Here is a 24,970-nt window from a genome sequence, read left to right as displayed (position 1 = left end):
CGCATGGCCCCGTGCCGAGCGAGGGAGTGCTCCACGTGACCACCGCGCCAGCCGATCCGGCCTCAGCGATCCGGGTGACGGCTCCAGCCACGGTGACGACCGCCCCGGTGGCGGCCGCCCCCGCGTCCGCGGGAACCGACGGTCCCGGTACCGCGCTGCTGCGCACCCTGACCGGGCTGACCGCCGACCTCCCCGACGCCGACCCCGGCCGGGTCGCCGCCGCCGCGCTGCGCGGCCGGTCCGCCCACGCCGACGAGGCCGAGCTGCGCGAGCTGGCCACGGAGACCGCGGCGGGGCTGATCTCGGAGGACCCCGTCTACTCGCGGCTGGCCGCCCGGCTGCTGACCATCGGCATCCGCGCCGAGGCCGCCTCCCAGGGCGTCACCCGGTTCACCGAGTCCGTCGCCACCGGGCACCGCGAGGGCCTGATCGGCGACCGGACCGCCGCGTTCGTCCTCAAGCACGCGGAGCACCTGGACGCCCTGATCGACCCGGACGCCGACGACCGCTTCGGCTACTTCGGCCTGCGCACCCTGCACAGCCGCTATCTGCTGCGCCACCCGGTCACCCGCAAGGTCGTCGAGACGCCCCAGCACTTCCTGCTGCGCGTCGCCGCGGGCCTCGCGGACGACACGGCGCCGGACGCGGCGACCGGCACCCGGGTCCTCGACGAGGTGGACGCGCTCTACGGGCTGATGAGCCGCCTCGACTACCTGCCCTCCTCCCCCACCCTGTTCAACTCGGGCACCCGGCACGCCCAGATGTCGTCCTGCTACCTCCTCGACTCCCCCAAGGACGAGCTGGACTCCCTCTACGACCGGCTCCACCAGGTCGCCCGCCTGTCCAAGCACGCCGGCGGCATCGGCATCGCCTACTCCCGCATCCGCTCCCGGGGTTCGCTGATCCGCGGCACCAACGGGCACTCCAACGGCATCGTCCCGTTCCTGAAGACCCTGGACGCCTCGGTCGCCGCCGTGAACCAGGGCGGCCGGCGCAAGGGGGCCGCGGCGGTCTACCTGGAGACCTGGCACGCGGACATCGAGGAGTTCCTGGAGCTGCGGGACAACACCGGCGAGGACGCCCGCCGCACCCACAACCTGAACCTCGCGCACTGGATCCCCGACGAGTTCATGCGCCGGGTGGACGCGGACGGCGACTGGTCGCTGTTCTCCCCCGCCGACGTCCCCGGGCTCACCGATCTGTGGGGCGAGGAGTTCGACGCCGCCTACCGAGCGGCCGAGGAGGCCGGGCTGGCCCGCAGGACGCTTTCGGCGCGGGAGCTGTACGGGCGGATGATGCGCACCCTGGCGCAGACCGGCAACGGCTGGATGACCTTCAAGGACGCCGCCAACCGCACCGCCAACCAGACCGCCGAGCCGGGCCACGTCGTCCACTCCTCCAACCTCTGCACGGAGATCATCGAGGTCACCGACGACGGGGAGACGGCCGTCTGCAACCTGGGCTCCGTCAACCTCGGGGCGTTCGTCGACACGGCGGCCGGGGACATGGACTGGGAGCGGCTGGACGCCACCGTGCGCACGGCCGTGACCTTCCTGGACCGGGTCGTCGACATCAACTTCTACCCGACCGAGCAGGCGGGCCGCTCCAACGCCCGCTGGCGCCCGGTCGGCCTCGGCGTGATGGGCCTCCAGGACGTCTTCTTCCGGCTGCGCCTGCCCTTCGACTCCCCCGCCGCGAAGGCCCTGTCCACCCGGATCGCCGAGCGGATCATGCTCGCCGCCTACGAGACCTCCGCGGACCTCGCCGAGCGCTCGGGCCCGCTGCCGGCCTGGGAGAGCACCCGCACCGCCCGGGGCGTGCTGCACCCCGACCACTACGGCGTGCGGCCGGAGTGGCCGGAGCGCTGGGCGGCCCTGCGGGAGCGCATCGCCACCACCGGTCTGCGCAACGCGCTGCTCCTGGCCATCGCGCCGACGGCCACCATCGCCTCCATCGCGGGCGTCTACGAGTGCATCGAGCCGCAGGTGTCCAACCTGTTCAAGCGCGAGACCCTGTCCGGCGAGTTCCTCCAGGTCAACTCCTATCTGGTGGAGGACCTCAAGCGGCTCGGCGTCTGGGACGCCCGCACCCGCGAGGCGCTGCGCGAGGCCAACGGCTCCGTGCGGGACTTCGCCTGGATCCCCGAGGAGGTGCGCGACCTCTACCGCACCGCCTGGGAGATCCCGCAGCGCGGCCTGATCGACATGGCCGCCGCCCGCACCCCGTACCTGGACCAGGCCCAGTCGCTCAACCTGTTCCTGGAGACGCCGACCATCGGAAAGCTCTCCTCGATGTACGCGTACGCCTGGAAGCGGGGCCTGAAGACCACCTACTACCTGCGCTCCCGTCCCGCGACGCGGATCGCCCGCGCCGCCGGGGCGCGTGCCGCCGTACCCGCCCAGCAGAGCGCCGACCCGGACGCGGTCGCCTGCTCCCTGGAAAACCCCGAGTCCTGCGAGGCCTGCCAGTAATGACCACCCAGCACACCGAGACCGCCTCCGCCGACGGCTCCGGAGAGCGGCCCGCCGCGCCCGCCGCGACCGCCGCGACCAAGAACCTGCTCGACCCGGGCTTCGAACTGACCCTGCGCCCCATGCGCTACCCGGACTTCTACGAGCGCTACCGGGACGCCATCAAGAACACCTGGCACGTCGAGGAGGTCGACCTCCACTCCGACGTCGCCGACCTGGCCCGGCTGACCCCCGAGGAGCAGCACCTCATCGGCCGTCTGATCGCCTTCTTCGCGACGGGCGACTCGATCGTGGCCAACAACCTGGTGCTGACCCTCTACAAGCACATCAACTCCCCCGAGGCGCGGCTGTACCTGAGCCGGCAGCTGTTCGAGGAGGCCGTCCACGTCCAGTTCTACCTGACCCTGCTGGACACCTACCTCCCCGATCCGGAGGACCGGGCGGCGGCCTTCGCGGCCGTGGAGAACATCCCCTCCATCCGCGAGAAGGCCGAGTTCTGCTTCCGGTGGATGGACTCCGTGGAGACCGTCGACCGGCTGGAGACGCGGGCCGACCGCCGCCGCTTCCTGCTGAACCTGATCTGCTTCGCGGCCTGCATCGAGGGCCTGTTCTTCTACGGCGCCTTCGCCTACGTCTACTGGTTCCGCAGCCGCGGTCTGCTGCACGGGCTGGCGACCGGCACCAACTGGGTGTTCCGGGACGAGACGATGCACATGTCGTTCGCGTTCGACGTGGTGGACACCGTGCGCAAGGAGGAGCCGGACCTGTTCGACGACCGGCTCCAGGAGCAGGTGACCGACATGCTGCGGGAGGCCGTCGAGGCCGAGCTGCAGTTCGCGCGCGACCTGTGCGGCGAGGGTCTGCCCGGCATGAACACCGACTCGATGCGCCAGTACCTGGAGTGCGTGGCCGACCAGCGCCTCACCCGGCTGGGCTTCGCCCCGGTGTACGGGTCGGAGAACCCCTTCTCCTTCATGGAGCTTCAGGGGGTGCAGGAGCTGACCAACTTCTTCGAGCGGCGCGCCTCGGCGTACCAGGTGGCGGTGGAGGGCACCGTCGACCTGGACGAGGACTTCTGAGGTCCGGGCACCTCGGTGCCGGACGGGGGAAGGGGCCGGGTCACCCCGGCTCCCTCCCCCCTCGGCACCTCCCCGCCCCGCGTCACCGCTCCACGGGTCTGACCAGCAGCTTGTGGGGGCGCAGCGTGATGCCCACATGGACCGTGTCCCGGGATCCGGCCACCTGCTCGAAGCGGTACCGGGTGGCCAGCGCCGCCGTGATCAGCGTGAGCTGGGCCATGGAGAAGTGGTCGCTGGGGCACTTGCGGTTGCCCACGCTGAAGGGCCGCATGGCGTACTTCGGCAGTTCCGTCACCCGCTCCGGGAGCCAGCGGTCCGGGTCGAACTCCAGGTGGCGGGCGTACGAGCGGGGATCGCGCTGGATGGCGTACGGGCTGTAGATGATGTCCGTCCCGGCCGGGATGCGGTAGCCGCCGAGTTCGGTGTCGGCCACCGCGCGCCGGGTCAGCACCCAGACGGCCGGGCGCAGGCGCATGGCCTCCACGATGACGTTGCCGGTGTGGGGCAGGCTGCGCACGTCGTCGAAGGCCACCGGGCGTCCGCCGGTGACACCGAGGACCTCCGCGCGGATCCGGTCGGCGTGCTCCGGGTGCGCGGAGAGTGCCTGGAGCAACCACATGACCGTGGAGGCGATGGTCTCGCTGCCGGGGGTGAGGATCGCGACGACCTGGTCGTGGATCTCCTGTTCGCCGATGGGGTCGCCGTTCTCGTCCTCCGCCTCCAGCAGGGCGGTCAGCAGGTCGTCCGGCCGGTGCCCGGAGGCTCGGCGCTCCGCGATGATCTCGTCGACCACCCGGTGGAGGTCGGCCAGCGCGCTGTTGAAGGCCCGGTTGGACGGCAGCGGCAGCCGGTAGAGCGGCCCGAGCGGCACCACCATGCGCCGGTACATGCCACGGAAGACGGTGGCGAGCGCCCCGCACAGCCGTTCGGCCCGCTCGTCCATGTACTGGCCGCGCAGCAGGCAGCGGGCGGCGACCCGGACGGCCACCCGGAAGGACTCGGAGGTGGCGTCGACGGTGACGCCCGGCCGCCAGCGCTCGGTGAGCGCGTGCGCCTCCTCCTCCATGATCGGCCCGTAGGCGGGGATGGCGTCCAGCCGGAAGGCGGGCTGGATGGTGCGCCGCTGGCGGCGGTGGAGCGCGCCGTTGGAGGTGGCCACGCCCTCCTTGCCGACCAGGCCCTCCAGCGACTCCCAGAGCGGTCCGGCGATGTGGTAGTCGGGGCTCAGGGCGAGGGCGCCGGTGAGGGCCGGGGTCGTCACCGCGTAGACGGTCTTGGGGCCGAGCCGGAGCCGGACGACGTCGCCGTGGTCGCGGAGCTGGGCCATGAAGGCCAGCGGGTCGCGGGCGAGCCGCCAGCCGTGGCCGAGGAGCGGCACACGGCCGCCGGCGACGGGGGGCATCCGCGGCCCGGGGTCGGTCCTGGGGCTGACCGAATCCACGGTCATTTCTCACCTGCCGCTTCGTTGTCGACGTACGGGGGCGTGGAGCGGTCGTCCCAGGTGTCCACCCGGTAGCGGCCCGACTCGTGGTGGAACCAGTAGACGGAACTGAACCAGTTCCGCATATTGCCGACGCAGGCCCGCACCGCGGCGCTCAATTCCCTTCCGCGCGCGGTGCCGTCGGCGAGGGCGTCGGCGAGGAGCACCGCGTCCCGTTCGGCGCCGAGGAATTCGGTGACGCATTCCTCGACACGGCGCCTGACTTCTCCGACGGCCTCTTCCAGGGTCAGGCCGTGATGGGTGACGAGGCTGATCCCGAGATTGTGGACCTCGTCGCCCGCCAGTTCCTTGGGGAGCGAGCAGAGGTCGTTGTACCAGGCGGCGAACTCCTGGCTGAGGAGGGCGGCGCGGCGGTAGGCGGGGTGTTTGCGCACCGGTTCCGGGAGTTCCCGTCCGGCGCTCGGCTCCAGCAGGTCGGTCCAGATCCAGTGCGCGAATGTGAGTCGGCGCAGCCGGAGGTATTCCTCGACCGAGGGCACCACGCCGCGGGTGCGGTTGTGGAATTCCCGGTCGTACGCCCCGATGACCGCGTGGAAATGGCGGGCGAAGCGGGCGTTCCAGCTCGCCGGGAGAAAGGCGTGCAGCCGCAGCACGCCGTCCGCGAACCCGGCGACCAGCGCGTCCTCGTGGCGCAGGTGGCCGGCGGGCGCGTCGAGCGCGGCGTGCAGGGCGTCGCGCAGCCGCCGCCAGTCGGCGGCCCGCCCGTGGACGACGTCGCGGTCGTGCCGGTCGTCCCAGACGAAGAACCACGCGCTGAAGTCGGCTATCGCCTGCATCACCACGTCGGGGGCGCCCAGGTAGTAGCCCGCCATGAGGTCCGTGTAGCACAGGCCGTCGGCATATTCATGGACCAGGCCCGGCGGCATCAGCCGCTTTTCCTCCAGCCAGGCGCGGGTGTTCTCCTGGAGCCTGGGCCAATAAGGGTGCACTTGCCGGGGAAATTCCGCCTCTATCAGGGGAAGACGGAGTGAAGGCGGTACCTCGATCGTCGTCGTTGCGGTGCCGTGTGAGAAAACATGCACGTACAAACCCCTCTCAGCCGCAGCTGGCGCGCTCCTCGCACTGAGCGGGACGTACGCCCGCGCGTATCCCCGCACTTCCATTCAGCACCACAACCGGCCCCTCTGGGAATGGATTTGCCGCGTTCACTGCTCCCCGGTGCCGGAATCCTCCTGGTGTGGCGCGTTCCGGCAGCGGAACGGCGCCCGCCGGAGGTTCCGGACGGGCGCCGCGCGAAAGGGGCCGGGACCGGCCCCGGACGGGAGCCGGGGCCGGCGGGGCCGGGTCAGTCGTTGGGGACCACGGGGTAGCGGGGCTCGTTCTCGGCCATCTGCCGCAGGGCGTCCTTGCGTTCGCGCTTGGAGAGCCGGTCGATGTACAGGTACCCGTACAGGTGGTCGGTCTCGTGCTGGAGGCAGCGGGCGAAGTAGCCGGTGCCGCGCACCCTGACCGGGTTGCCCCGCTCGTCCTGCCCGGTCACCTCGGCGTAGTCGGGGCGGGCGAGGGAGGCGTAGGCGGTCGGGACGGAGAGGCAGCCCTCGTTGCTGTCGTCCAGGCTGCGCCGGTCGGCGGGCAGGTCGACCAGCCGGGGGTTGCAGATCACCCCGACGTGGCGGACGCCCTCGTCGTCGGGGCAGTCGTAGACGAAGACCTTCGCGTCGACGCCGATCTGGTTCGCGGCCAGGCCCACGCCCTCGGCCGTGTGCTGGCTGGCGAACATGTCGGCGACGAGGGTCCGCAGCTCGTCGCCGAAGTCGGTGACGTCCCGGCACTCCTTGTGCAGCACCGGGTTCCCGACGACCGTGATGGGCCGGGAGGTGCCGCGGCCACGCCACTCGGCCTCGCGCTCGTCGCAGTCCTCCGTGTCGATGACGTACCCGTCCGGGTCGACGGGGAGCACGCCCGCGTGCTGCTGTTCGGTGTCCTGCTGGGCCATGACCGACGTATGCCTGCCTTCCTGGAACGAATGATGCTCGTCAAAGCCTACGGGGAGGGCTCAGCAGACCTCTTCCAGGTCTCGCCAGTCCCGTGAGTCCGGGCTGTCCGCGACCCACCCGTCCAGCAGGCCCCGCACCAGGCCGGCCGGGGCGGCCACCCCGCACTCGCGCTCCGGCACCCACTGCTGCCCGTCGGTGCGGTGGCCCAGGGGGCCGGGGTGTCCGGGCTCGCTGTGGTCGTGCGGATCGAGATGCTCGCCGTCGCCCTCGTCGGACGGCATCCGGGACTCCGAGCACGTCCGGCACAGCAGCCGGACGGAGGACGACCAGTCCTCGGCGGCGAACCCGGCGTCGGCGGCGAGCCGCTCCAGGGCGTCCCGGTCGGCCTCGGTGGCCGCCTCCAGCAGCACCACCCAGGTGGGCACGGGCGAGGGCGCCCACAGCTCGATCTCGTCGAAGACGGGGTAGGCGTGCCCGGCGCCGGTGGTCCGCTCGCCGTGCGGCACCCCGTCGTGCAGGACGACCTCGCCCCAGCGGCGGCCGGAGGACGGCAGCGGGATGGACAGCACCTCGACGCGGGCGGGGTCCAGCCGCCGCCCCCACACCACCTCGGCCTCCCCCTCCGGGGACAGCCGCACGGCGGCGCTGCCCAGCTCCATGCCCAGCGGCTCGCCCGCGTCGGTGGCGCTGCCGGGTGTGCGCAGCCCGTACGCCTGCCAGGCGCGCCGGGCCAGCGGCCAGTCCTGGAGGGCGGTCGCGGCGATGCCCACGTTCCACCAGTCGGGGGCGCCGTTGTCGCGGTCGAGCAGGGCCACCGCGCGCAGCCCGGCCGCCCGCGCCTGCTCCCAGTCGTGCCGGAACTTGTGCAGCAGGGCGAGGTTGAACCAGGACTCCGACAGCCAGGGCTCCAGGTCGGCGGCGCGCGTCAGCAGGGCTCCCGCGTCCTCGTAGCGGCCGTCGCCGATCAGCGTGAACGCCCGGTCGGTGGCCTGCCGCCAGGAGGCGGAGGGCCGGTGCCGTCCCTTGCCGAAGATCCTCACGATTCCCGCCTGCCAGTTCCGTTCAGTGGGCTGGCTGTGCCCCCGGACACCCTCTCCTTCGCATCCAACCACGTGCGGCTGGACCGGCGCTCATTACCCATGGGTTACCCCGCGGCGGGCGGGATAAGGCGCCTTTCCGCCACTCCGCGCCGCTCCGCCGGGGCGCTCCGGGAGAGCACCCGCGCCAGGGCCTCCACGACGTCGGGAGCGTAGTCGCCCCCGGCGGCCGGACGGAGTCCCTCCAGGGCGGCCGGGTCCCGGGGACGGCCGGACCGCCGGGCCCGCTCGTCGTAGGCGTTGACCGTCCGCACGATCCGGGCGGCGGCCGGCTGCTCCGGCCAGGGGTCCGCCTGGCGCTCCACGACCACGGCGACGGCCGGGTCGACCCCGGTCCGGCGGACCACCGCCCCGCCCAGCAGGGCGATCCGGCGCTGCTCGGCGGCGGGCAGCCCGGCGGTGGCGCCCCCGGGGACCGGGTCGACGAGGCTGAGCTGGCCGATGTCGTGCATCAGGGCGGCGTACTCCAGCACCGTCAGCCCCGGTCCGGACAGGCCGAGGTCCCGGCCGACGGCGACGCTCAGCTCGGCGACCCGGCGGGCGTGCCCCGCGGGGGTGCACCCGGCGATCTCGGTGGCCCGGGCGAGGGAGGCGATGGTCTGCCGGTAGGTGGCGCGGACGGCGGCGTAGCGCCGGTGGGCGAGCTGGGCCAGCAGCAGCGGCACGGAGAGGACGGGCAGCGCCCAGAGCCCGGCGACGGCCACCGCGAGGGCCATCGCGGCACCGGTGGCGCAGACCGCGGCGGCCACCCCGGACATGGCGCGCAGTTCCTGGCGCAGCAGCGGCGCGAGGGGCCAGCCGGTGCGCGCCCGCCGGGCGAGGGCGGCGAGCACCGCGTCGCAGAGGGCGGTCAGGGCGAGCAGCGCGACCAGCGCCACGGCGTGGGCGGGACCGCCCGCGTCATCGAGGACGCCCCGCTCGGCCAGGGGCCGGAAGCAGACGGCGGCGAGGGCGACGGTGAGCACGCGCCGGGCGAGCTGATCGGGCCGCGGGCCCCGGCCCAGGGCGACCCGGGGGACGCTGCCGAGCAGGGAGGCGGCGAGGACCACGGTGACGGCCTGGGCCGCGCCGTGCTGGGCGGGCCGCCCGGCGACGTCCCCGAGCAGGGCGTAGGCGAGGGCCCCGGCGGCTCCCAGCGGAGCGGCCTCGCGCACCCCGGGGGTGGGCCGCCGGGTCAGCTCGCCGAGGGCGACGAGGGCGCCGAAGGCGAGGGCCACCGACCGCTGCTCGGGGCCCGACCGGAGCACCGCGGCGAGGCATCCGGCGGCGAGCGCACCGGCGGCGGCGTACATCAGGGGCAGCGCGCCCGGCGCCGCCACCGCGTGGCGGGCCATTGCTACGGCACCCCTTCGCCGACCCCGCCGCGGGCGGCGCCGTCCCGCGCGCCCTCCCGCCCGGCATCCCGCGCGGCGTCCCGCGCGCCGGGCGGGCAGCCGGGGGCGGCCGGGGCGCTCCCGGGGGCGGGCCGCGGGGCGGACCCACCGGCGGGATGGTGCGGGGCCTGGCCGGGGGCGGCGGGGCACGGGGAACGGTCGGCCGGGACGGTGGGCGGAAGCGCGGGATGCGGCGCGGGCCCGGGATGCGGCGCGGGCCCGGTAGACCCGGGATGCGGCGCGGGCCCAGGACGCGGCGCGGGCCCGGGACACGGGACGGACCCGGCGGACCCGGGGTTCGGGGCCTGCGCGGGGCGCGCCGCACGGTCGGCGGCCACGCGCGGGGCGGGACCGCGGCCGGGGTCCGGGGCGGGGCGGGAGTCCGGGTCCGGGGCGGAGTGGGGGCCCCGCTCCCCGGCGGGGCCGGAGACCGGGGCCGGGCCCTCGTCGGCCGTGACCGCGGGCTGCCAGCCGTGCGCGGTGAGGGCGTCGACCAGCGCATCGACCATCCGGGGGTCGAACTGCGCCCCGGCGCACCGCTGGAGCTCGCGCACGGCGACCGCGACGGGCCGGGCCCTGCTGTAGGAGCGGGTGGAGGTCATCGCGTCGAAGGCGTCGGCGACGGCCACCACCCGGGCCGACTCGGGGATCTGGGTGCCCACCAGCCCATACGGGTATCCGCTGCCGTCCAGCCGCTCGTGGTGGTGGAGGACGGCCGCGCGGGCCTCGCCGAGGAAGCGGATGCCCCGCACCATCTCGTGCCCGTACTCGGGGTGCAGCTCGATCACCCGCCGCTCCTCGGGGGTGAGCGGGCCGTCCTTGCGCAGCAGCCGGGTGGGGACGCCGAGTTTGCCCACGTCGTGCAGGATTCCGGCGAAGCGCAGCAGTTCGACGCGCTCGTCGTCCATGCCCAGTTCACGGGCGATCATCATCGAGGCCCGGCCGACCCGCTCGCTGTGCCCGCGGGTGTAGCCGTCCTTGATGTCCACGGCCTGGACCAGGGCCCGGATGGTCGCCCGGTGCGCGGCCCGCTCCCGGTGGTACTGGGCGAAGGCCCACCAGGCCAGCCACATCGGCGGCAGCACCAGCAGCGCGGCGACCGGACCGTAGGGGCTGCGCCAGAGGACGGCCATCATCAGCCCGGCGAGCCCGTGCACCACGATCGGGGCGAGCGAGCGGGAGAACAGGCCCCGCCAGGCCCGCGCCGCCGGCACCCGGTCGGCCAGCACCAGGATGCCGCCGTCCAGCACGGTCAGGACCAGGCAGAAGACCAGTGCCCCGGCACCCGCCGGCACCAGCACGAAGGGGAAGTCGGGGGCCACCACGGCGTCCCGGCCGCCGAGCCCCCAGTGCGTCCGGGACGTGGCCCACACCGCGAGGGTGAGCTGCGCCGAGCGCCACAGCCGCCGCAGGGTGGCCGGCGGCCGGGACACGGGCGCCGACAGCGACCCGGAGAACGCCACCACGGCGGCGGCGGGCGGCGGCAGCAGGAAGGCGCCGGTGAGCAGGACGGGGTAGCAGGTGCCGACGTTGCGGCTGCGGGCGAACCGCTCGCCCCCGGCGTACAGCACGGCGAGCAGCAGCACCGCCCACCAGGGGGTGCGCGGCCCGGGCAGGGGGCGCAGGCAGTACAGGGCGGCCACGACCGCACCGGCGACGTACACACGTGCCCGCGCGGGTACCGCGTCCATGAGCACCTCCCCGGACATGCCTGTCAGGCTTCCGGAGCCTAGGGCGGCAGGGGGGAGGCGCGGGCAGATAAGCGGCGGATTAGCACGGATGAGTGATGGCGCGTGTCGCCGTGACACGAGGGGGCCTCAAGGCCCGGTTCCCGGAAGGGGGGACGGCGCCCGGGGCGGCGCGGGACGGGCCCGGGTCCGCCGTTGCGCGGGCGCTCCACGACGGGCGGAGGCCCGGCGGCGCGCTCCGCCGCGAGCGGGCGCCCGGCGGGGCTCAGGACTCCTGGGGAGCCGGCGGCGCGGCCGTGACGTCGTGGTCGGGCACCGTTCCGCCGGAGCGGATCAGCTCGATGCGGCCCATCACCTTGGCCCGCAGGTCGCCCGGCACGTCGTCCTGGCCGCAGCAGCGCTTGACCAGCTTCTTCACGGCCTGCTCCAGCCCGTACTTCTCCAGGCAGGGCGAGCATTCCTCGAAGTGGTGCTCGAACTTCACGCAGTCCGAGTCCGGCATCTCGTGGTCGAGGAACTCATAGAGATGATCGAGGATCTCGCCGCAGTCCGTCTCGTGCGGCTCTCCACAGCTCATGACCCCGAGCCTTTCGCTTCGTTCGACTTTCCGGCGCCGGCGGGGACCAGCCCGCGGTCACGCGCGTAGTCCTCCAGCATGCCGCGGAGCTGACGGCGTCCACGGTGCAGCCGGGACATCACCGTGCCGATGGGTGTCCCCATGATGTCCGCGATCTCCTTGTACGCAAACCCCTCGACATCGGCCAGATAGACGGCGATGCGGAACTCCTCGGGGATCGCCTGGAGCGCCTCCTTCACGTCCGAGTCGGGCAGGTGGTCGAGCGCCTGCGACTCCGCGGAGCGCAGCCCCGTCGACATGTGCGACTCGGCGCGCGCGAGCTGCCAGTCCTCGATCTCCTCGGCCGCGCTGCGCTGGGGTTCGCGCTGCTTCTTGCGGTACGAGTTGATGAACGTGTTGGTGAGAATCCGGTACAGCCACGCCTTGAGATTGGTGCCCTCGCGGAACTGGTGGAAGGACGCGTAGGCCTTGGCGTACGTCTCCTGCACCAGGTCCTCGGCGTCGGCGGGGTTGCGCGTCATGCGCAGCGCCGCCGAGTACATCTGGTCGAGGAACTCGAGGGCGTCCCGCTCGAAGCGCGCGCTGCGCTCGGCGGCCGTCTCCGCGTCCCCGTCCCGGCCCTCGGGCCGCTCGGGCTGGCCATGATCGGTGCCTGCGTCGGTACCGGTGACCGGACCCACCTCCTCCAGTGATGTCGTGGGACCGAGAGCGGTCCCACTCGAATCGGAGGATAGACGACGATCCTGTCCGCCCGCCGCCCGAACAGGGGCGTTCTTCGCCGCGTGCAGCACGGTCCAGTCCAGGTCCTGGCGTGGGCTGCGGGCTGGGCAGAAGGTCGAACCCATGGGGCGGACTTCCTCTCCTACGGCGGCGGCGCTGAGGACTCAGCAGCGTACGTCCGCCACAACAGCGGACGTCCGCTCGTCATTCCCGGGAGCGCCGGGCGAGTGACGCCGTCCACCGGACGACGGCCCCGGTGATCGCCGCCAGGGTCTCCTCCTCGGTGACGGGGGCGCGCTTCGGGACGGCGAAGCCGTGGTCGGCGTGGTCCACGCCGACCAGGCGGTGCGCGCCGCCGGGGAACTCCTCCGGCCTCCCGAACGGGTCGTTGCCGCCCTGGACCACCAGGGTGGGCACACCGGTGCCGAGCAGTTCGTCCGCGCGGGACCGCTCGGGCCGGCCCGGCGGGTGCAGGGGGAAGGCGAGGGCGAGCACGGCGGCCGCCCCGAGACCGGCGGCGGTGCGGCAGGCGACGCGGGCCCCGGCGCTGCGCCCGCCGGAGACGACCGGAAGTCCGGGCGCGGCCAGCGCGGGCCAGACGCCGTGCCAGCCGGTGTCCAGGGTCCGGGGCGCGGGCGCGAGCCTCTTCCCGGCCACCCGCCAGGGCTGTTCGACCAGGGCGACGCTGACGCCGTGCCCCGGCAGCTCCGCGGCCAGCGCGCGCAGGTCCCGGGCCTCGATGCCGCCCCCCGCGCCGTGGCCCAGGGCGAGGACGAGGCGGGGGCGCGCCGCCGGGTGCCAGGTGACGCGGGCGGGCCCGGCGTCGGTGCCGACGGTCTCGGTGGTCACGGCGGGGGCGGGGGCGGGGGCCGGGGAGCCCGGCGCGCCGGGTCCAGCAGTGCCGGGTCCGGGAGTGCCGGGGGTGGATGCCCGGGGGTCCGGGGTGTCGGTCGTCACGTCAGAAGAGTGTGCCCTCTTCGGGGGCCTCCAGCTCCTTCAGCAGCTCCGGGCCGTTGTTGCGGACGTTGCTGACCGCGGTGGGGACGGGGAAGGCGCGCAGCAGCCCGGCGGGCGGCGGCGCGAGCAGCGGGGCCAGGTCGTGCGGGTCGGTGCGGGCCGGATCGAGCCAGGCGTCCCAGTGGTCGGGCGTCAGCATCAGCGGCATCCGGGGATGGATGTCGGCCAAAGCACGCGGCCCGCCCTCCGGGGCGGAGGCGAGCGGGGTGGTCTCCGCCTCGGTCGTGATCACCGAGCAGGTCACCCACCAGGCCCCCGGGTGGTCGTCGGGGAGCGTCCGGTCCCGCCAGAACTCGTACAGCCCGGCCATGGCGAACACCGAGCCGTCGGCCGGGGTGACGAAGTAGGGCTGCTTGCGGGGCCGCTTGCGGCGCCCCTCGACCTCCAGTTCGCGCTCCTGCCCGCCGGTGACCCACTCGTAGTAGCCGTCGGCGGGCAGGATGCAGCGCCGGGCGGCGAGGGCGCGGCGGAAGGACGGCTTCTCGTGGACGGTCTCCGCCCGCGCGTTGATCATCCGCGCGGCGCCCTCGGGCGACCGGGACCAGGACGGGACCAGGCCCCACCGCAGCCGACGGAGCTGGCGCACCGGCCGGGGGTCGCCGCTGTCCTTGAGGGGGCGGTCCAGGACCGCGTACACCTCTTTGGTGGGGGCGACGTTGTAGTCGGGTTCCAGGGCCTCCCCGGGCTCCCACTTCTCGATCCCGAAGGTCCCCGCGAGATCCTCGGGGCGACGACTGGCCGCGTACCGTCCGCACATACGTGCCACACTGCCAGACCCCGCGCACCGACGAGGAGCCTCCGCAGAACATGCACCACCTCGCATCGGCCTCGCTCCCCTCCCTGTGGGACGAGGTATCCGGCACCCAGCCCGCGCCCGCCCTCTGGGTGGTGGTCGCGACACTGGCCGCCGCGCTCGCAGCGGTCGTGCCGCCCGCGCCCTGGCGCCTGGCGCGCAACGCGATCACCATCGCCCACGAGGGCGGGCACGGGCTGGTGGCGCTGCTGACCGGCCGCACCCTGACGGGGATCACCCTGCACTCGGACACCAGCGGGCTCACCGTGAGCCGGGGCAGGCCGCACGGGCCGGGCATGGTCCTGACCGCGCTCGCGGGCTACCCCGCGCCGCCGCTGCTGGGGCTGGGCGGCGCGGCGCTGCTGGCCGGCGGGCGCATCACGCTGCTGCTGTGGCTGGCGACGGCGCTGCTGGCCGCCCTGCTGGTGATGGTCCGCAACGCCTACGGGGTCCTGACGGTGGTGCTGGCCGGCGGCACCTTCCTGCTGGTGTCCTGGCTGACCGGGCCGCAGGTGCAGGCGGCGTTCGCGTACGCGGTGGTGTGGTTCCTGCTGCTCGGCGGGGTGCGCCCGGCGTTCGAGCTCCAGTCCAAGCGGGCGCGCGGCGGCGCCGGTGACTCGGACGCGGACCAGCTCGCCCGGCTGACCCACGCCCCGGCGGGTGTCTGGCTCTTCCTCTTCCACGTGGTGTCGCTGTCCTCGCTGGCCGGCGGGGGGCGCTGGCTGCTGGGGGTGTGAGAAGGCCCGGCCGGTGGCGGCTCTCCTCCCCCGGGCGGGGTCGGCGGTGGCTCAACCCCCCTCCCCCTGTCGGGGTACGCGCCCTTCTCCCGTTCCCCGGGCGGGGTGTGCGCCTGCTCCCGGCGGGGGTCGAGCGCCTCCCGGCGGGGTCCCGGCGACGGGGCGGGCTTCCCCGGCGACCGGCCCCGTCCTGCCGGCGGGAGGGCGGGCCCCACGGGTAGGAGGGCAGGGCCCCGGTGCGAGGGCGGGCCCCGCCGGTGGGGTCCGGGGCCGGGGCCACCCGACCGGGGGGATCGGGGGCCGGGGGTTCCGGCGGAAGGCCGACGGAAGGGCGTGGGGAGCGGCGGAAGGGCGCGGAGAGCGGCGGAAGGCGGCGGCGGGGCGCCGCACCGGGCCGACGCGGGCCGACGCGGCGCCCCGCGGGGGCGCGAACCGGGCGATCCCGCTCCGTTCCCGGACCTCCCCGGGCGGCGGCGGTGCGCATTCGGTCGGGTTCCGGTGCATCTGCTCAGGATTTCCGATCGCCTTCAGCCACTAAAGTGGCAGCCATGACCCTGAACTCCGCGCCCACCGCCCTCTGGCCCGCCCCGCACGCGAGCGCAGCTGTTGACGCGACCGTCCATGTGCCGGGTTCGAAGTCGGTCACCAACCGCGCCCTCGTCCTGGCCGCCCTGGCCTCCGAACCCGGCTGGCTGCGCCGCCCGCTGCGCTCCCGCGACACCCTGCTGATGGCGGGCGCCCTGCGCGCGCTGGGCGTGGAGATCGAGGAGGGGATCGGCCCGGACGGCACCGGTGAGTTCTGGCGGGTCATCCCGAACGCGCTGCGCGGCCCCGCCACCGTCGACGTCGGCAACGCGGGCACGGTGATGCGCTTCGTGCCGCCCGTCGCCGCCCTCGTCGACGGCGACGTCCGCTTCGACGGCGACCCCCGCTCGTACGAGCGTCCGCTGCACGGGGTGATCGACGCGCTGCGCGTGCTCGGCGCCCGCATCGACGACGACGGGCGCGGCGCGCTGCCGCTGACCGTGCACGGCGCCGGGGCCCTGGCGGGCGGCCCGGTGGAGATCGACGCCTCCTCCTCCTCCCAGTTCGTCAGCGCCCTGCTCCTCTCCGCCCCGCGCTTCAACCAGGGCGTCGAGGTCCGGCACACCGGGACCGCGCTGCCGTCGATGCCGCACATCCGGATGACCGTCGACATGCTCCGCGCGGTCGGCGCCCAGGTCGACACCCCGGAGTCCGGCGGCGAGCCCGACGTCTGGCGGGTCACCCCTGGCGCGCTGCTCGGCCGGGACCTCGTCATCGAGCCGGACCTGTCCAACGCCCAGCCGTTCCTGGCGGCGGCGCTGGTGACCGGCGGCCGGGTCGTCGTTCCCGACTGGCCCGCCCGCACCACCCAGCCGGGTGACCGGCTGCGCCAGATCTTCACCGAGATGGGCGGTTCCTGCGAACTGACGGACTACGGACTGGTCTTCACCGGCTCGGGTGCCGTGCACGGCATCGACGTCGACCTCGGCGAGGTCGGCGAACTCACCCCGGGCATCGCCGCCGTGGCCGCCCTCGCGGACTCCCCGTCGACCCTGCGCGGGGTGGCGCACCTGCGCCTGCACGAGACGGACCGGCTGGCCGCGCTCACCAAGGAGATCAACGGGCTGGGCGGCGACGTCACCGAGACCGCCGACGGCCTCCACATCCGTCCGCGCCCGCTGAGCGGCGGGGTGTTCCACACCTATGAGGACCACCGGATGGCCACCGCCGGGGCGGTGCTCGGCCTCGCGGTCGAGGGCGTGGAGATCGAGAACGTGGAGACGACCGGCAAGACCATGCCCGACTTCCCCGATCTCTGGACGGGGATGCTCGGGGCGTAGGGACGGTTCGCCATGCGCCGCTACGGCAAGCACACCGACGAGGACGACATCCGCAGCCGCCCCAACCGCCGGGGCAACCGGCCGCGCACCCACATCCGGCCCAAGCACGAGGACGCGGCCGGGGGCATGGTGCTCACCGTCGACCGGGGACGGCTGACCTGCCTCGTCGAGGACCGGGTGGTCATGGCGATGAAGGCCCGCGAACTGGGCCGCAAGGCGGCGGTGGTCGGGGACCGGGTCGCGCTGGTCGGCGACCTGTCCGGCCGCAAGGACACCCTCGCGCGGATCGTCCGCATCGAGGAGCGCGGCTCGGTGCTGCGGCGCACGGCTGACGACGACGACCCGTACGAACGGGTCGTCGTCGCCAACGCCGACCAGCTCGCCATCGTCACCGCCCTGGCGGACCCGGAGCCGCGCCCGCGGCTGATCGACCGCTGCCTGGTCGCGGCGTACGACGGCGGGCTGTCGCCGCTGCTGGTGCTGACCAAGTCGGACCTCGCGCCCCCGGACGAACTCCTCGGCCTGTACGGCGCGCTGGACATCCCGTACGTCGTCACCAACCGCGAGGAACTGGAGAACGGCGACGCGGCCGACCGGGTGCGGGAGCACCTGGGCGGCCGGGTCACCGCGTTCGTCGGCCACTCCGGCGTCGGCAAGACCACCCTCGTCAACGCGCTGGTCCCCGAGGAGCGGCGGCGCGTCACCGGGCACGTCAACGCGGTCACCGGCCGCGGCCGGCACACCACGACCTCGGCGCTGGCCCTGCCGCTCGCGAAGGCGGACGGCTGGGTCGTCGACACCCCGGGCGTACGGTCGTTCGGGCTCGCCCACATCGATCCGTCCCGGGTGATCCACGCCTTCCCCGACCTCGAACCGGGCACGGAGGGCTGTCCGCGCGCGTGCGGCCACGACGAGCCGGACTGCGCGCTGGACGCGTGGGTGGCCGACGGGCACGCCGATCCGGCCCGTCTCTACTCCCTGCGACGGCTGCTGGCGACACGGGAGCGGACCGAGGGCGACTGAACTCGCGTGTTTGCCGCCCCCGGAGATCGGTAAGTGCATAATCGCACCAAGCCTGAACCAAGCCTGCGCAAAGCGGTCACGGTGCGTGACACCACGGGAGGACGACACATGGCGTGGCTGCTGGTCATCGTGGCAGGGGTGCTCGAAACGGGATTCGCGGTCTGCCTGAAGCTGTCGCACGGCTTCACCCGGCTCTGGCCGACCGTCGCGTTCTGCGCCTTCGCGCTGGGCAGCTTCGGCCTGTTGACGCTGTCCCTGAAGAAGCTGGACGTGGGCCCCGCGTACGCGGTGTGGACGGGCATCGGCGCGGCGGGCACCGCCATCTACGGCATGGTCTTCCTCGGCGACCTCGTCTCGACCCTGAAGATCGTGTCGATCAGCCTGGTCATCATCGGGGTCATCGGGCTGCAGCTGTCCGGTTCTGCGCAGTGACGCCCGCGCCCCGCCGGGCCTGACGCCCGCGCCCCGAAGCCGCCCCCGCTCCGAGGCGGCGCGCGGCCCCCGCGCCCCGCCTCCCGCGACACCCGCCGTCCGCGCCCCTCGCGCCCCTCGCGCCCGCCGGACGGTTCCCCCGCCCCTCCGCGCCGTCCCGTCAGGACGGCGGCAGGACGGGGCGGACCAGCTCCGTCACGTCACCCTCCGCGGGCGGCGCCGCGACACAGGACAGGGCGAGGCGGACGGCGAGTTCGCAGGAGCGGGCCAGCGCGGCGACCTCCGCGCGGGACGTGCCGGGTGCCCGGAGCACGGCGACGGCGCGGTCGCGGACCAGGCCCACGAGGTCCCCGGGCGAGGGCAGCGGCCCGTCGGCCCGGCTCCGGTCCGGCGCGGTGGACGGGGACGGCGACCTGCCGGGGCCCGGCGCGGCGGCCGGGGCGGGCCAGGGCGCGGACGCCCGGCCGAACCCCGGCGCGCGGGCCGGGGCCGGCAGCCCCTCCTCCCAGCAGCCGGTGAGCAGGGCCCGCACCAGGGCGTTGCCGCGGGCGGCGGCGGCCGTCCACTCGGCGGTCGCGGTGAGCCGCTCCCCCGGGCCGCCGGGTCCGGCCAGCGCCCGTTCCACCCCGGCGAGATAGCCGTCGGCCTCCCTGCGCACGAGGGCCCGGGCGAGCCCGTCCTTGTCCCCGAACTCGTTGTAGAGCGTCTGCCGGGACACCCCGGCCGCCGCCGCCACGTCGACCATCCGCACCGCCGACCACGGCCGGCGCGCCAGCGCCACGCGCGCGGCATCGAGCAGGCCCTCCCGGGCTGCGGTCACCATGCCTCCCTGAACCCGACACCTTCCGTCCACATTCGGGGGACAAATGCCCCGTGTCAACCCGTCCCGGTCCGGCCATGGAACGGCTCATAACCGCCCCAACTCCCCCCGCACCCAGTCCCGGAGCGGACGGACGGCGGTTTCGCGCCGCCGATCCCGGGCGCGCCGGACGCGGGGGTGTCCGACACGCCGGGGCGGGGGCCGCACCGCCGCCCGAACCCCGCCGCCGCCCGGTCCTGTTGGCCCTGCCCCCGCCACGGCGGATACCGTGGCCGCATGCCCGACTACCTCGACGACCTCCGTCTCGCCCACGTCCTCGCGGACGCCGCCGACGCCGCGACGATGGACCGCTTCAAGGCCCTCGACCTCAAGGTCGAGACCAAGCCGGACATGACCCCGGTGAGCGAGGCGGACAAGGCCGCCGAGGAGCTCATCCGCGGCCATCTCGCCCGCGCCCGCCCCCGCGACGCCGTGCTCGGCGAGGAGTACGGCGTCGTCGGCACCGGTCCGCGCCGCTGGGTGATCGACCCCATCGACGGCACCAAGAACTACGTGCGCGGCGTCCCCGTGTGGGCCACCCTGATCTCCCTGATGGAGGCCGCGGAGGGCGGCTACCGGCCCGTCGTCGGCCTGGTCTCCGCGCCCGCCCTGGGCCGCCGCTGGTGGGCCGCGCTGGACCACGGCGCCTTCACCGGCCGCAGCCTCACCTCGGCCTCCCGCATCCACGTCTCCCGGGTCCCGTCGCTCTCCGACGCGTCCTTCGCCTACTCGTCGCTGACCGGCTGGGAGGAGCAGGGCAGGCTGGACGGCTTCCTTGACCTGACCCGCGAGGTGTGGCGCACCCGGGCGTACGGCGACTTCTGGCCGTACATGATGGTCGCCGAGGGCTCGGTCGACCTCTGCGCCGAGCCCGAGCTGTCACTCTGGGACATGGCCGCCAACGCGATCATCGTCACCGAGGCGGGCGGTTCCTTCACCGGTCTCGACGGGCGTCCCGGCCCGCACAGCGGCAACGCGGCGGCCTCCAACGGCCTGCTCCACGACGAGCTGCTCGGCTACCTGAACCAGCGGTACTGAACCGGCACCGGGCCCGTCCGCCCGGCCCGGGCCACGACGGCGGGACGCGCGACCCGCGACCCCTGACCCGTGGTCCTCGACCGGGTGACGGCGCGAACGCGGGACGGCGCCGCGCGTGACCGGGCGCCGACGGGACGGCGGGGGGAACGAAACGGGCCGGACCCCCGTCCCCAGGAGTCCGGCCCGTCGCTACGGCAAGCGGCCCAGTGTCAGTGCTGGGAGTCAGCCGCGGAGGGCCTGGACCGCGGCCTCCAGCCGCTTGCCGAAGTCGGCGTCGGCCTGACGGAAGTTGCCGACCGCGCGCTCGACGATGTCCTCGCGCGAGACCTGCGAGAGGGCCCCGGCCAGGTTGCCGACCAGGCGCTCCTTCTCCTCGTCCGTCATCAGCCGGTAGAGGTCGCCCGCCTGGACGAAGTCGTTGTCCTCGGCGTGCGACGGGGCCACGTGGTCGCCGGTGACCCCGGAGACCGCGACCGGCTGCCAGAGCGGCCGGTCCGTCTGGACCGGGCCGCCGAAGCTGTTCGGCTCGTAGTTCTTCGCGCCCTTGTGGCGGCCGTCGTAGAGGAAGCCGTCACGGGAGTGGGTGCGCGCCTCGGTGGCGTGCGGGCGGTTGACCGGCAGGTGGTCGGCGTTGATCCCGACCCGGTAGCGGTGCGCGTCGCCGTAGGCGAACAGGCGGCCCTGGAGCATCTTGTCCGGCGAGGGACCGATGCCGGGCACGAAGTGGGCCGGGGAGAAGATCGACTGCTCGACCTCCGCGAAGACGTTCTCCGGGTTGCGGTTGAGTTCGAGCCTGCCGAACTCGACGACCGGGTAGTCCGCGTGCGGCCAGACCTTGGTGAGGTCGAACGGGTTGAAGCGGTACGCCGCCGCGTCCGCCGCGGGCATGATCTGCACACCCACGGTCCAGCTCGGGAAGTCGCCCCGCTCGATGGACTCGCGCAGGTCGCGCTGATGGGAGTCGGGGTCCTGGCCTGCGAGCCGGTCGGCCTCGGCCTGGGTCAGGCACTTGATGCCCTGGTCCGTCTTGAAGTGGTACTTGACCCAGAAGGTCTCGCCCGCCGCGTTGCTCCACTGGTAGGTGTGCGAACCGAAGCCGTCCATGTGCCGGTACGACGCCGGGATGCCGCGGTCGCCGAACAGCCAGGTCACCTGGTGCGTCGACTCCGGGGACAGGCCCCAGAAGTCCCAGACGTTGTCCGCCTCGGTCGAGCCGGTGTACGGGTCGCGCTTCTGGGTGTGGATGAAGTCGGGGAACTTGACGGCGTCCTTGATGAAGAACACCGGTGTGTTGTTGCCGACGAGGTCGTAGTTGCCCTCCTCGGTGTAGAACTTCAGCGCGAAGCCCCGGGGGTCGCGGACGGCGTCGGCGGCCCCCAGGTTGCCGGCCACGGTGGAGAAGCGGAGGAAGGTCTCCGTCTCCTTGCCGACCTCGGAGAGGAACGCCGCCCTGGTGTACGCGGTGACATCGGCGGTGACGGTGAAGGTCCCGTAGGCGCCCGCGCCCCGGGCGTGCACGACGCGCTCCGGGATGCGCTCCCGGTTGAAGTGGGCGAGCTTCTCGAGGAGGAGCTGGTCCTGGACGAGGACCGGCCCGCCCGCACCCGCGGTCTCGCTGTTCTGGTTGTCCGCCACCGGAGCACCGGCTTCGGTGGTGAGCGGTCCCTGGGTCACTGCGCGCCTCCTGCGGAAATTCCCGTACGTCCTGTCCCTTGGCCAAAGCCGAGTCCGATCCTACAATGGACATTGTCTAAGTCAAGTGGCACTCCAAGTTCACACCCGTTCGGGATCTGGTCCCCTTGCTGTTAAGCTGGTCCGCATGAGCGACCTTCTGGAACGGCTGCGCGGACGCGGCTGGCGCATGACCGCGCAACGGCGTGTCGTGGCCGAGGTCCTCGACGGCGAGCACGTCCATCTGACGGCCGACGAGGTGCACTCCAGAGCGGTGGCGAAGCTGCCCGAGATCTCCCGCGCCACCGTGTACAACACGCTGGGCGAGCTGGTCTCGCTCGGCGAGGTGCTGGAGGTCGCGACGGACAAGCGCGCGAAGCGGTACGACCCGAACGCGCACCGGCCGCACCACCATCTGGTCTGCGCCGGCTGCGGGGCGATCCGCGACGTGCACCCGACGGGCAATCCGCTGGCGGACCTCCCCGACTCGGAGCGCTTCGGCTTCACCGTCTCGGGCGTCGAGGTGACCTACCGCGGCACCTGCCCGAACTGCGCGGCGGCCTGACCCGCCGCGCCCCCTACCCGACGGGGCCCCGGCACTGGGGTGCCGGGGCCCCGTCGTGCCCGAGCATGGAAGCACCCGGCCCCCCGGGGGGCCGGGTGGCGGCCGGTGTGGATCATGCCCCCGCCCCGCGGCGCACGCGTGCGGACGCCTCGGGGCGCGGATGCCGACGGCGCGGAGCGCGACGGCACCGAAGAACGGCGGAGCGTACCGCGGGGTGACGGGAAGCCTCGGAAGAGCCGGAAAGCACCGAGGGCCGGAATCCTTTCGGATTCCGGCCCTCGGCGATCTGGTAGCGGGGACAGGATTTGAACCTGCGACCTCTGGGTTATGAGCCCAGCGAGCTACCGAGCTGCTCCACCCCGCGGCGATGAACTGAACACTACGTCAAGGGCGCGGGCGGAGGCAAATCACTCCGGCGCCGCCTCCCGGCCGCCCCGTCGCCGCCCACCGGACACCCGGCCGCGCCCCCGTCGCGGCACCGGACCGGTCCCTCCCGCAGCACCGGCGCGAGGCCGTTCCAGCCGCCCCCGGCACCCCCGGAGTCCCGGCGCCCCGCGCCCGGATCCGCCCCGGCGTCCGCCTACGCGGACAGCTCCTGGCGGAGGGCGTCCCGCAGTCGTGCCGCGCGCTCCCCCACCTCGGCGGGGCCCAGCGACACCGCGCGGTCGGCCCAGCGCTGCCCCTCGTCCAGGTCGCCGCGGCGCGCGCACAGCAGTGCCAGCCGCAGGGCCGCCCGCCCGTGCCCGGCGTCGGCCGCGCGGCGCCACCACACGACCGCCTCGGGCTCGCTGCCCTCCCGGGCCAGCAGCAGCCCCAGGTTGAAGGCCCCGTTGCGGGAGCCCGCCTCGGCGGCCGCCCGGTACCAGCGCGCCGCCTCCACGACCTCGCCCCGGGCGGCGGCGAGCATCCCGACCCGCACCTGGGCGCGCCGGTGCCCCTGGGAGGCCGCCCGCTCGTACCACTCCTCGCACTCCGTCTTCCGGCACACCGGCTCGCCCAACTCGTGCGCGGTCGCGGGCGGACGGCGCGCGTCCAGCACCGCCGCCAGCCGGTACGCCGCCTCGGGGCTGCCGCCGCCCGCCGCGCACCGCAGGAACCGCTCCGCGTCCCGCTCGTCGCCGTCCCGCAGCCGCGCCATGCCGACCTGGAGCGCCGCCTCGGTGTGCCCGGCGCCCGCCGCCCGCTCGTACCAGCGCAGGGCGGCCCGCTCCTCGCGCCGCCCGGCGTACAGGATGCCGAGGTTGAAGGCCGCGTCCACGCTGCCGGCCTCGGCGGCGCGGGAGAACCACGGCTCGGCCCCCGCCTCGTCACCGGAGGTCAGCAGCAGGATGGCCAGGGCGTTGGCGGCCTCGCGGTGCCCGGCGTAGGCGGCGCGCCGGTACCACTGCTCGGCCTGGCCGGTGCGGCCCTGCTCGGCGCAGAGCAGCCCGAGGTTGTACGCCCCGTTGTCGTCCCCGGCGTCCATCGCGGCCCGGTACCAGCGCTCGGCGGTCTGGGTCTCGCCCCGCTCGGCGTGCAGCGCGCCGAGGGCGTTGGCCGCGTTGCCGTTGCCCTCCTGGGCGGCGCGCAGCCACCACACCGCGGCGCTCTCCCGGTCCCCGGCGTCGCGCAGCAGGAAGCCCAGCGCGCAGGCGGCGCGGGCCTCACCGTCCTTGGCGGACGTCAGGTACCAGCGCCCGGCCTCCTTCAGCTCGCCGCGCTGCTCCAGGAGGGTGCCCAGGTGCAGGGCGGCCCGTCGGTGACCGCGGGCGGCGGCCTGCCGGTACCACTGCTCGGCCTCGCCGGGGCGCCCGTCCGGCCCGTGGCCCGCCCGGCGGCCCGGCCGCGCGGCCACCGGGGTGCCGGGGCCGTCGTCGTCCGGATCGCCCGTGCGGCGGTCCAGCCGCCGGGCGAGCCGGTAGGCGGCCTCGCGGTGGCCGCGCTCGGCGGCGGCGCGCAGCCAGCGCACGGCGCCCTCACCGTCGGCGCGGTGCTCCAGCAGGTCCGCGAGGGCGTAGGCGCCCAGGACGTGGCCCTGTTCGGCGGCCTGGCGCAGCCAGTACTCGGCGGCCGGCTCGTCGCCCCGCTCGCGGAAGTGCCGGCCCAGCGCGTGGGCGGCGGGGGCGGAACCGGCGACGGCGGCGATCCGCCACCAGCCGGCGGCCTCGTCGGCGTAGCCGCGCTGGTGCAGCAGGACGCCCAGGTTGTTGGCGGCGGCGCGGTCGCCCGCGGCGGTGGCCGCGCGCAGATGGGGTTCGGCTCCGTCGAGATCGCCGCGGCGCAGCAGCATGGCGCCGAGCACGCTCATCGCCTCGGCGTCGCCGGCTTCGGCGGCGATACGGCGGCGCACCTCCTCGGCAGCCTCGTCCGCCGCCTCCTGAGCCTCGTCCCCGGGCTCCTGCTGGCCGGACGACTGCGCAAAACGCCCTGTCCCGAACAGATTTGCCATGTCCCCCATAACGTCCATCGTCGCACCACCCGCGGCCTGATCACACCCGGTATACCGCAGCCGGGGAGGTCACTACAGCGTTTTGTCGACATGCCCACA

The 24,970-nt window shown here is 74.4% G+C and carries 20 protein-coding genes, 1 tRNA gene and 1 pseudogene; 8 read left to right on the top strand and 14 right to left on the bottom strand.

The window, feature by feature from the left end; all coding sequences use genetic code 11:
• The first annotated feature begins 35 nt into the window (after window positions 1-35).
• On the top strand, window positions 36-2,471 hold the full coding sequence (locus tag GTY84_RS19200) for a ribonucleoside-diphosphate reductase subunit alpha (protein WP_161227530.1): 2,436 nt from the start codon (window positions 36-38) through the stop codon (window positions 2,469-2,471).
• A 122-nt stretch (window positions 2,472-2,593) separates the two neighbouring features.
• A complete protein-coding gene (locus GTY84_RS19195; protein WP_237532396.1) occupies window positions 2,594-3,550 on the top strand; it encodes a ribonucleotide-diphosphate reductase subunit beta in 957 nt (318 codons plus the stop codon).
• Window positions 3,551-3,632: 82 nt separating this feature from the next.
• Here the strand turns inward: GTY84_RS19195 and GTY84_RS19190 are convergent, their stop codons facing one another.
• From GTY84_RS19190 to GTY84_RS19145, 10 genes and pseudogenes are all read right to left on the bottom strand, one after another.
• Window positions 3,633-4,997 carry a cytochrome P450 gene (locus GTY84_RS19190; protein WP_161227529.1) on the bottom strand — a complete coding sequence of 455 codons (1,365 nt, stop codon included), beginning with the start codon at window positions 4,995-4,997 and terminating at the stop codon, window positions 3,633-3,635.
• A complete protein-coding gene (cyc1, locus tag GTY84_RS19185) occupies window positions 4,994-6,073 on the bottom strand; it encodes an epi-isozizaene synthase (RefSeq protein WP_161227528.1) in 1,080 nt (359 codons plus the stop codon). Before cyc1 ends, GTY84_RS19190 begins: the two co-directional genes overlap by 4 nt.
• Before the next feature lie 263 nt (window positions 6,074-6,336).
• Complete coding sequence (gene def / locus GTY84_RS19180; RefSeq protein ID WP_161227527.1) at window positions 6,337-6,987, bottom strand: peptide deformylase; 651 nt, start codon at window positions 6,985-6,987, stop codon at window positions 6,337-6,339.
• A gap of 60 nt (window positions 6,988-7,047) precedes the next feature.
• Complete coding sequence (locus GTY84_RS19175) at window positions 7,048-8,028, bottom strand: hypothetical protein (protein WP_161227526.1); 981 nt, start codon at window positions 8,026-8,028, stop codon at window positions 7,048-7,050.
• A 104-nt stretch (window positions 8,029-8,132) separates the two neighbouring features.
• Window positions 8,133-9,419: a metal-dependent phosphohydrolase gene (locus GTY84_RS19170; protein WP_161227525.1), complete on the bottom strand. Its 1,287-nt coding sequence runs from the start codon at window positions 9,417-9,419 to the stop codon at window positions 8,133-8,135.
• A 479-nt stretch (window positions 9,420-9,898) separates the two neighbouring features.
• A pseudogene (locus GTY84_RS19165) lies at window positions 9,899-11,149 on the bottom strand (HD-GYP domain-containing protein); the annotation flags it as partial.
• A 262-nt stretch (window positions 11,150-11,411) separates the two neighbouring features.
• A complete protein-coding gene (gene rsrA, locus GTY84_RS19160) occupies window positions 11,412-11,723 on the bottom strand; it encodes a mycothiol system anti-sigma-R factor (protein ID WP_161227524.1) in 312 nt (103 codons plus the stop codon).
• Window positions 11,720-12,403: an RNA polymerase sigma factor SigR gene (gene sigR / locus GTY84_RS19155; RefSeq protein WP_345943484.1), complete on the bottom strand. Its 684-nt coding sequence runs from the start codon at window positions 12,401-12,403 to the stop codon at window positions 11,720-11,722. The genes rsrA and sigR overlap by 4 nt, the downstream gene beginning before the upstream one ends.
• Window positions 12,404-12,647: 244 nt before the next feature.
• Window positions 12,648-13,292, bottom strand: a complete 645-nt coding sequence (locus GTY84_RS19150) for an alpha/beta family hydrolase (protein WP_161227541.1) — start codon at window positions 13,290-13,292, stop codon at window positions 12,648-12,650.
• 109 nt (window positions 13,293-13,401) lie between these two features.
• The gene (locus GTY84_RS19145; RefSeq protein ID WP_161227522.1) at window positions 13,402-14,217 is read right to left on the bottom strand and encodes an SOS response-associated peptidase; all 816 of its coding nucleotides are present in this window, start codon (window positions 14,215-14,217) and stop codon (window positions 13,402-13,404) included.
• A gap of 50 nt (window positions 14,218-14,267) precedes the next feature.
• Between GTY84_RS19145 and GTY84_RS19140 the strand changes: the two genes are divergently transcribed.
• The 4 genes from GTY84_RS19140 (at window position 14,268) to GTY84_RS19125 (ending at window position 18,310) form a co-directional block, all read left to right on the top strand.
• Window positions 14,268-14,990: a M50 family metallopeptidase gene (locus tag GTY84_RS19140; protein ID WP_161227521.1), complete on the top strand. Its 723-nt coding sequence runs from the start codon at window positions 14,268-14,270 to the stop codon at window positions 14,988-14,990.
• 548 nt (window positions 14,991-15,538) lie between these two features.
• Window positions 15,539-16,855, top strand: coding sequence for a 3-phosphoshikimate 1-carboxyvinyltransferase (gene aroA, locus GTY84_RS19135; RefSeq protein WP_161227520.1), 1,317 nt, complete (start codon window positions 15,539-15,541; stop codon window positions 16,853-16,855).
• A gap of 12 nt (window positions 16,856-16,867) precedes the next feature.
• Complete coding sequence (rsgA, locus tag GTY84_RS19130) at window positions 16,868-17,878, top strand: ribosome small subunit-dependent GTPase A (RefSeq protein ID WP_161227519.1); 1,011 nt, start codon at window positions 16,868-16,870, stop codon at window positions 17,876-17,878.
• A 108-nt stretch (window positions 17,879-17,986) separates the two neighbouring features.
• On the top strand, window positions 17,987-18,310 hold the full coding sequence (locus tag GTY84_RS19125) for a multidrug efflux SMR transporter (RefSeq protein ID WP_161227518.1): 324 nt from the start codon (window positions 17,987-17,989) through the stop codon (window positions 18,308-18,310).
• Window positions 18,311-18,470: 160 nt separating this feature from the next.
• On the opposite strand, the gene GTY84_RS19120 is transcribed toward GTY84_RS19125, so the two are convergent.
• Complete coding sequence (locus GTY84_RS19120) at window positions 18,471-19,133, bottom strand: TetR/AcrR family transcriptional regulator (protein ID WP_161227517.1); 663 nt, start codon at window positions 19,131-19,133, stop codon at window positions 18,471-18,473.
• A gap of 273 nt (window positions 19,134-19,406) precedes the next feature.
• Between GTY84_RS19120 and hisN the strand changes: the two genes are divergently transcribed.
• Window positions 19,407-20,207: a histidinol-phosphatase gene (gene hisN, locus GTY84_RS19115; protein WP_161227516.1), complete on the top strand. Its 801-nt coding sequence runs from the start codon at window positions 19,407-19,409 to the stop codon at window positions 20,205-20,207.
• 222 nt (window positions 20,208-20,429) lie between these two features.
• On the opposite strand, the gene GTY84_RS19110 is transcribed toward hisN, so the two are convergent.
• Entirely contained in the window at window positions 20,430-21,881 is a 1,452-nt protein-coding gene (locus tag GTY84_RS19110) for a catalase (protein ID WP_161227515.1), read from the bottom strand.
• Between the two features lie 145 nt (window positions 21,882-22,026).
• On the opposite strand from GTY84_RS19110, the gene GTY84_RS19105 reads away from it, so the two are divergent.
• Window positions 22,027-22,443 (top strand): Fur family transcriptional regulator, encoded by a 417-nt coding sequence (locus GTY84_RS19105; RefSeq protein WP_161227514.1) that lies wholly within the window; start codon window positions 22,027-22,029, stop codon window positions 22,441-22,443.
• 287 nt (window positions 22,444-22,730) lie between these two features.
• Here GTY84_RS19105 and GTY84_RS19100 read toward each other — a convergent pair.
• Window positions 22,731-22,807, bottom strand: a tRNA-Met gene (locus tag GTY84_RS19100).
• A 216-nt stretch (window positions 22,808-23,023) separates the two neighbouring features.
• Window positions 23,024-24,889, bottom strand: a complete 1,866-nt coding sequence (locus GTY84_RS19095) for a tetratricopeptide repeat protein (RefSeq protein ID WP_202551410.1) — start codon at window positions 24,887-24,889, stop codon at window positions 23,024-23,026.
• Between the last annotated feature and the right edge of the window lie 81 nt (window positions 24,890-24,970).

The sequence above is a fragment of the Streptomyces sp. SID8352 genome, assembly GCF_009862265.1.
Taxonomy (GTDB): domain Bacteria; phylum Actinomycetota; class Actinomycetes; order Streptomycetales; family Streptomycetaceae; genus Streptomyces.
Note: the sequence above shows the minus strand (reverse complement) of the source record. Positions and strands in the feature narration are given on the sequence as shown.

Coding starts and splice junctions, on each gene's coding strand:
- GTY84_RS19105 (WP_161227514.1), top strand. CDS start 22,027: ATGAGCGACCTTCTGGAACGGCTGCGCGGACGCGGCTGGCGCATGACC.
- def (WP_161227527.1), bottom strand. CDS start 6,987: ATGGCCCAGCAGGACACCGAACAGCAGCACGCGGGCGTGCTCCCCGTC.
- GTY84_RS19120 (WP_161227517.1), bottom strand. CDS start 19,133: ATGGTGACCGCAGCCCGGGAGGGCCTGCTCGATGCCGCGCGCGTGGCG.
- hisN (WP_161227516.1), top strand. CDS start 19,407: ATGCCCGACTACCTCGACGACCTCCGTCTCGCCCACGTCCTCGCGGAC.
- GTY84_RS19190 (WP_161227529.1), bottom strand. CDS start 4,997: ATGACCGTGGATTCGGTCAGCCCCAGGACCGACCCCGGGCCGCGGATG.
- rsgA (WP_161227519.1), top strand. CDS start 16,868: ATGCGCCGCTACGGCAAGCACACCGACGAGGACGACATCCGCAGCCGC.
- GTY84_RS19125 (WP_161227518.1), top strand. CDS start 17,987: ATGGCGTGGCTGCTGGTCATCGTGGCAGGGGTGCTCGAAACGGGATTC.
- GTY84_RS19140 (WP_161227521.1), top strand. CDS start 14,268: ATGCACCACCTCGCATCGGCCTCGCTCCCCTCCCTGTGGGACGAGGTA.
- GTY84_RS19170 (WP_161227525.1), bottom strand. CDS start 9,419: ATGGCCCGCCACGCGGTGGCGGCGCCGGGCGCGCTGCCCCTGATGTAC.
- rsrA (WP_161227524.1), bottom strand. CDS start 11,723: ATGAGCTGTGGAGAGCCGCACGAGACGGACTGCGGCGAGATCCTCGAT.
- GTY84_RS19195 (WP_237532396.1), top strand. CDS start 2,594: ATGCGCTACCCGGACTTCTACGAGCGCTACCGGGACGCCATCAAGAAC.
- GTY84_RS19145 (WP_161227522.1), bottom strand. CDS start 14,217: ATGTGCGGACGGTACGCGGCCAGTCGTCGCCCCGAGGATCTCGCGGGG.
- aroA (WP_161227520.1), top strand. CDS start 15,539: ATGACCCTGAACTCCGCGCCCACCGCCCTCTGGCCCGCCCCGCACGCG.
- GTY84_RS19095 (WP_202551410.1), bottom strand. CDS start 24,889: ATGGACGTTATGGGGGACATGGCAAATCTGTTCGGGACAGGGCGTTTT.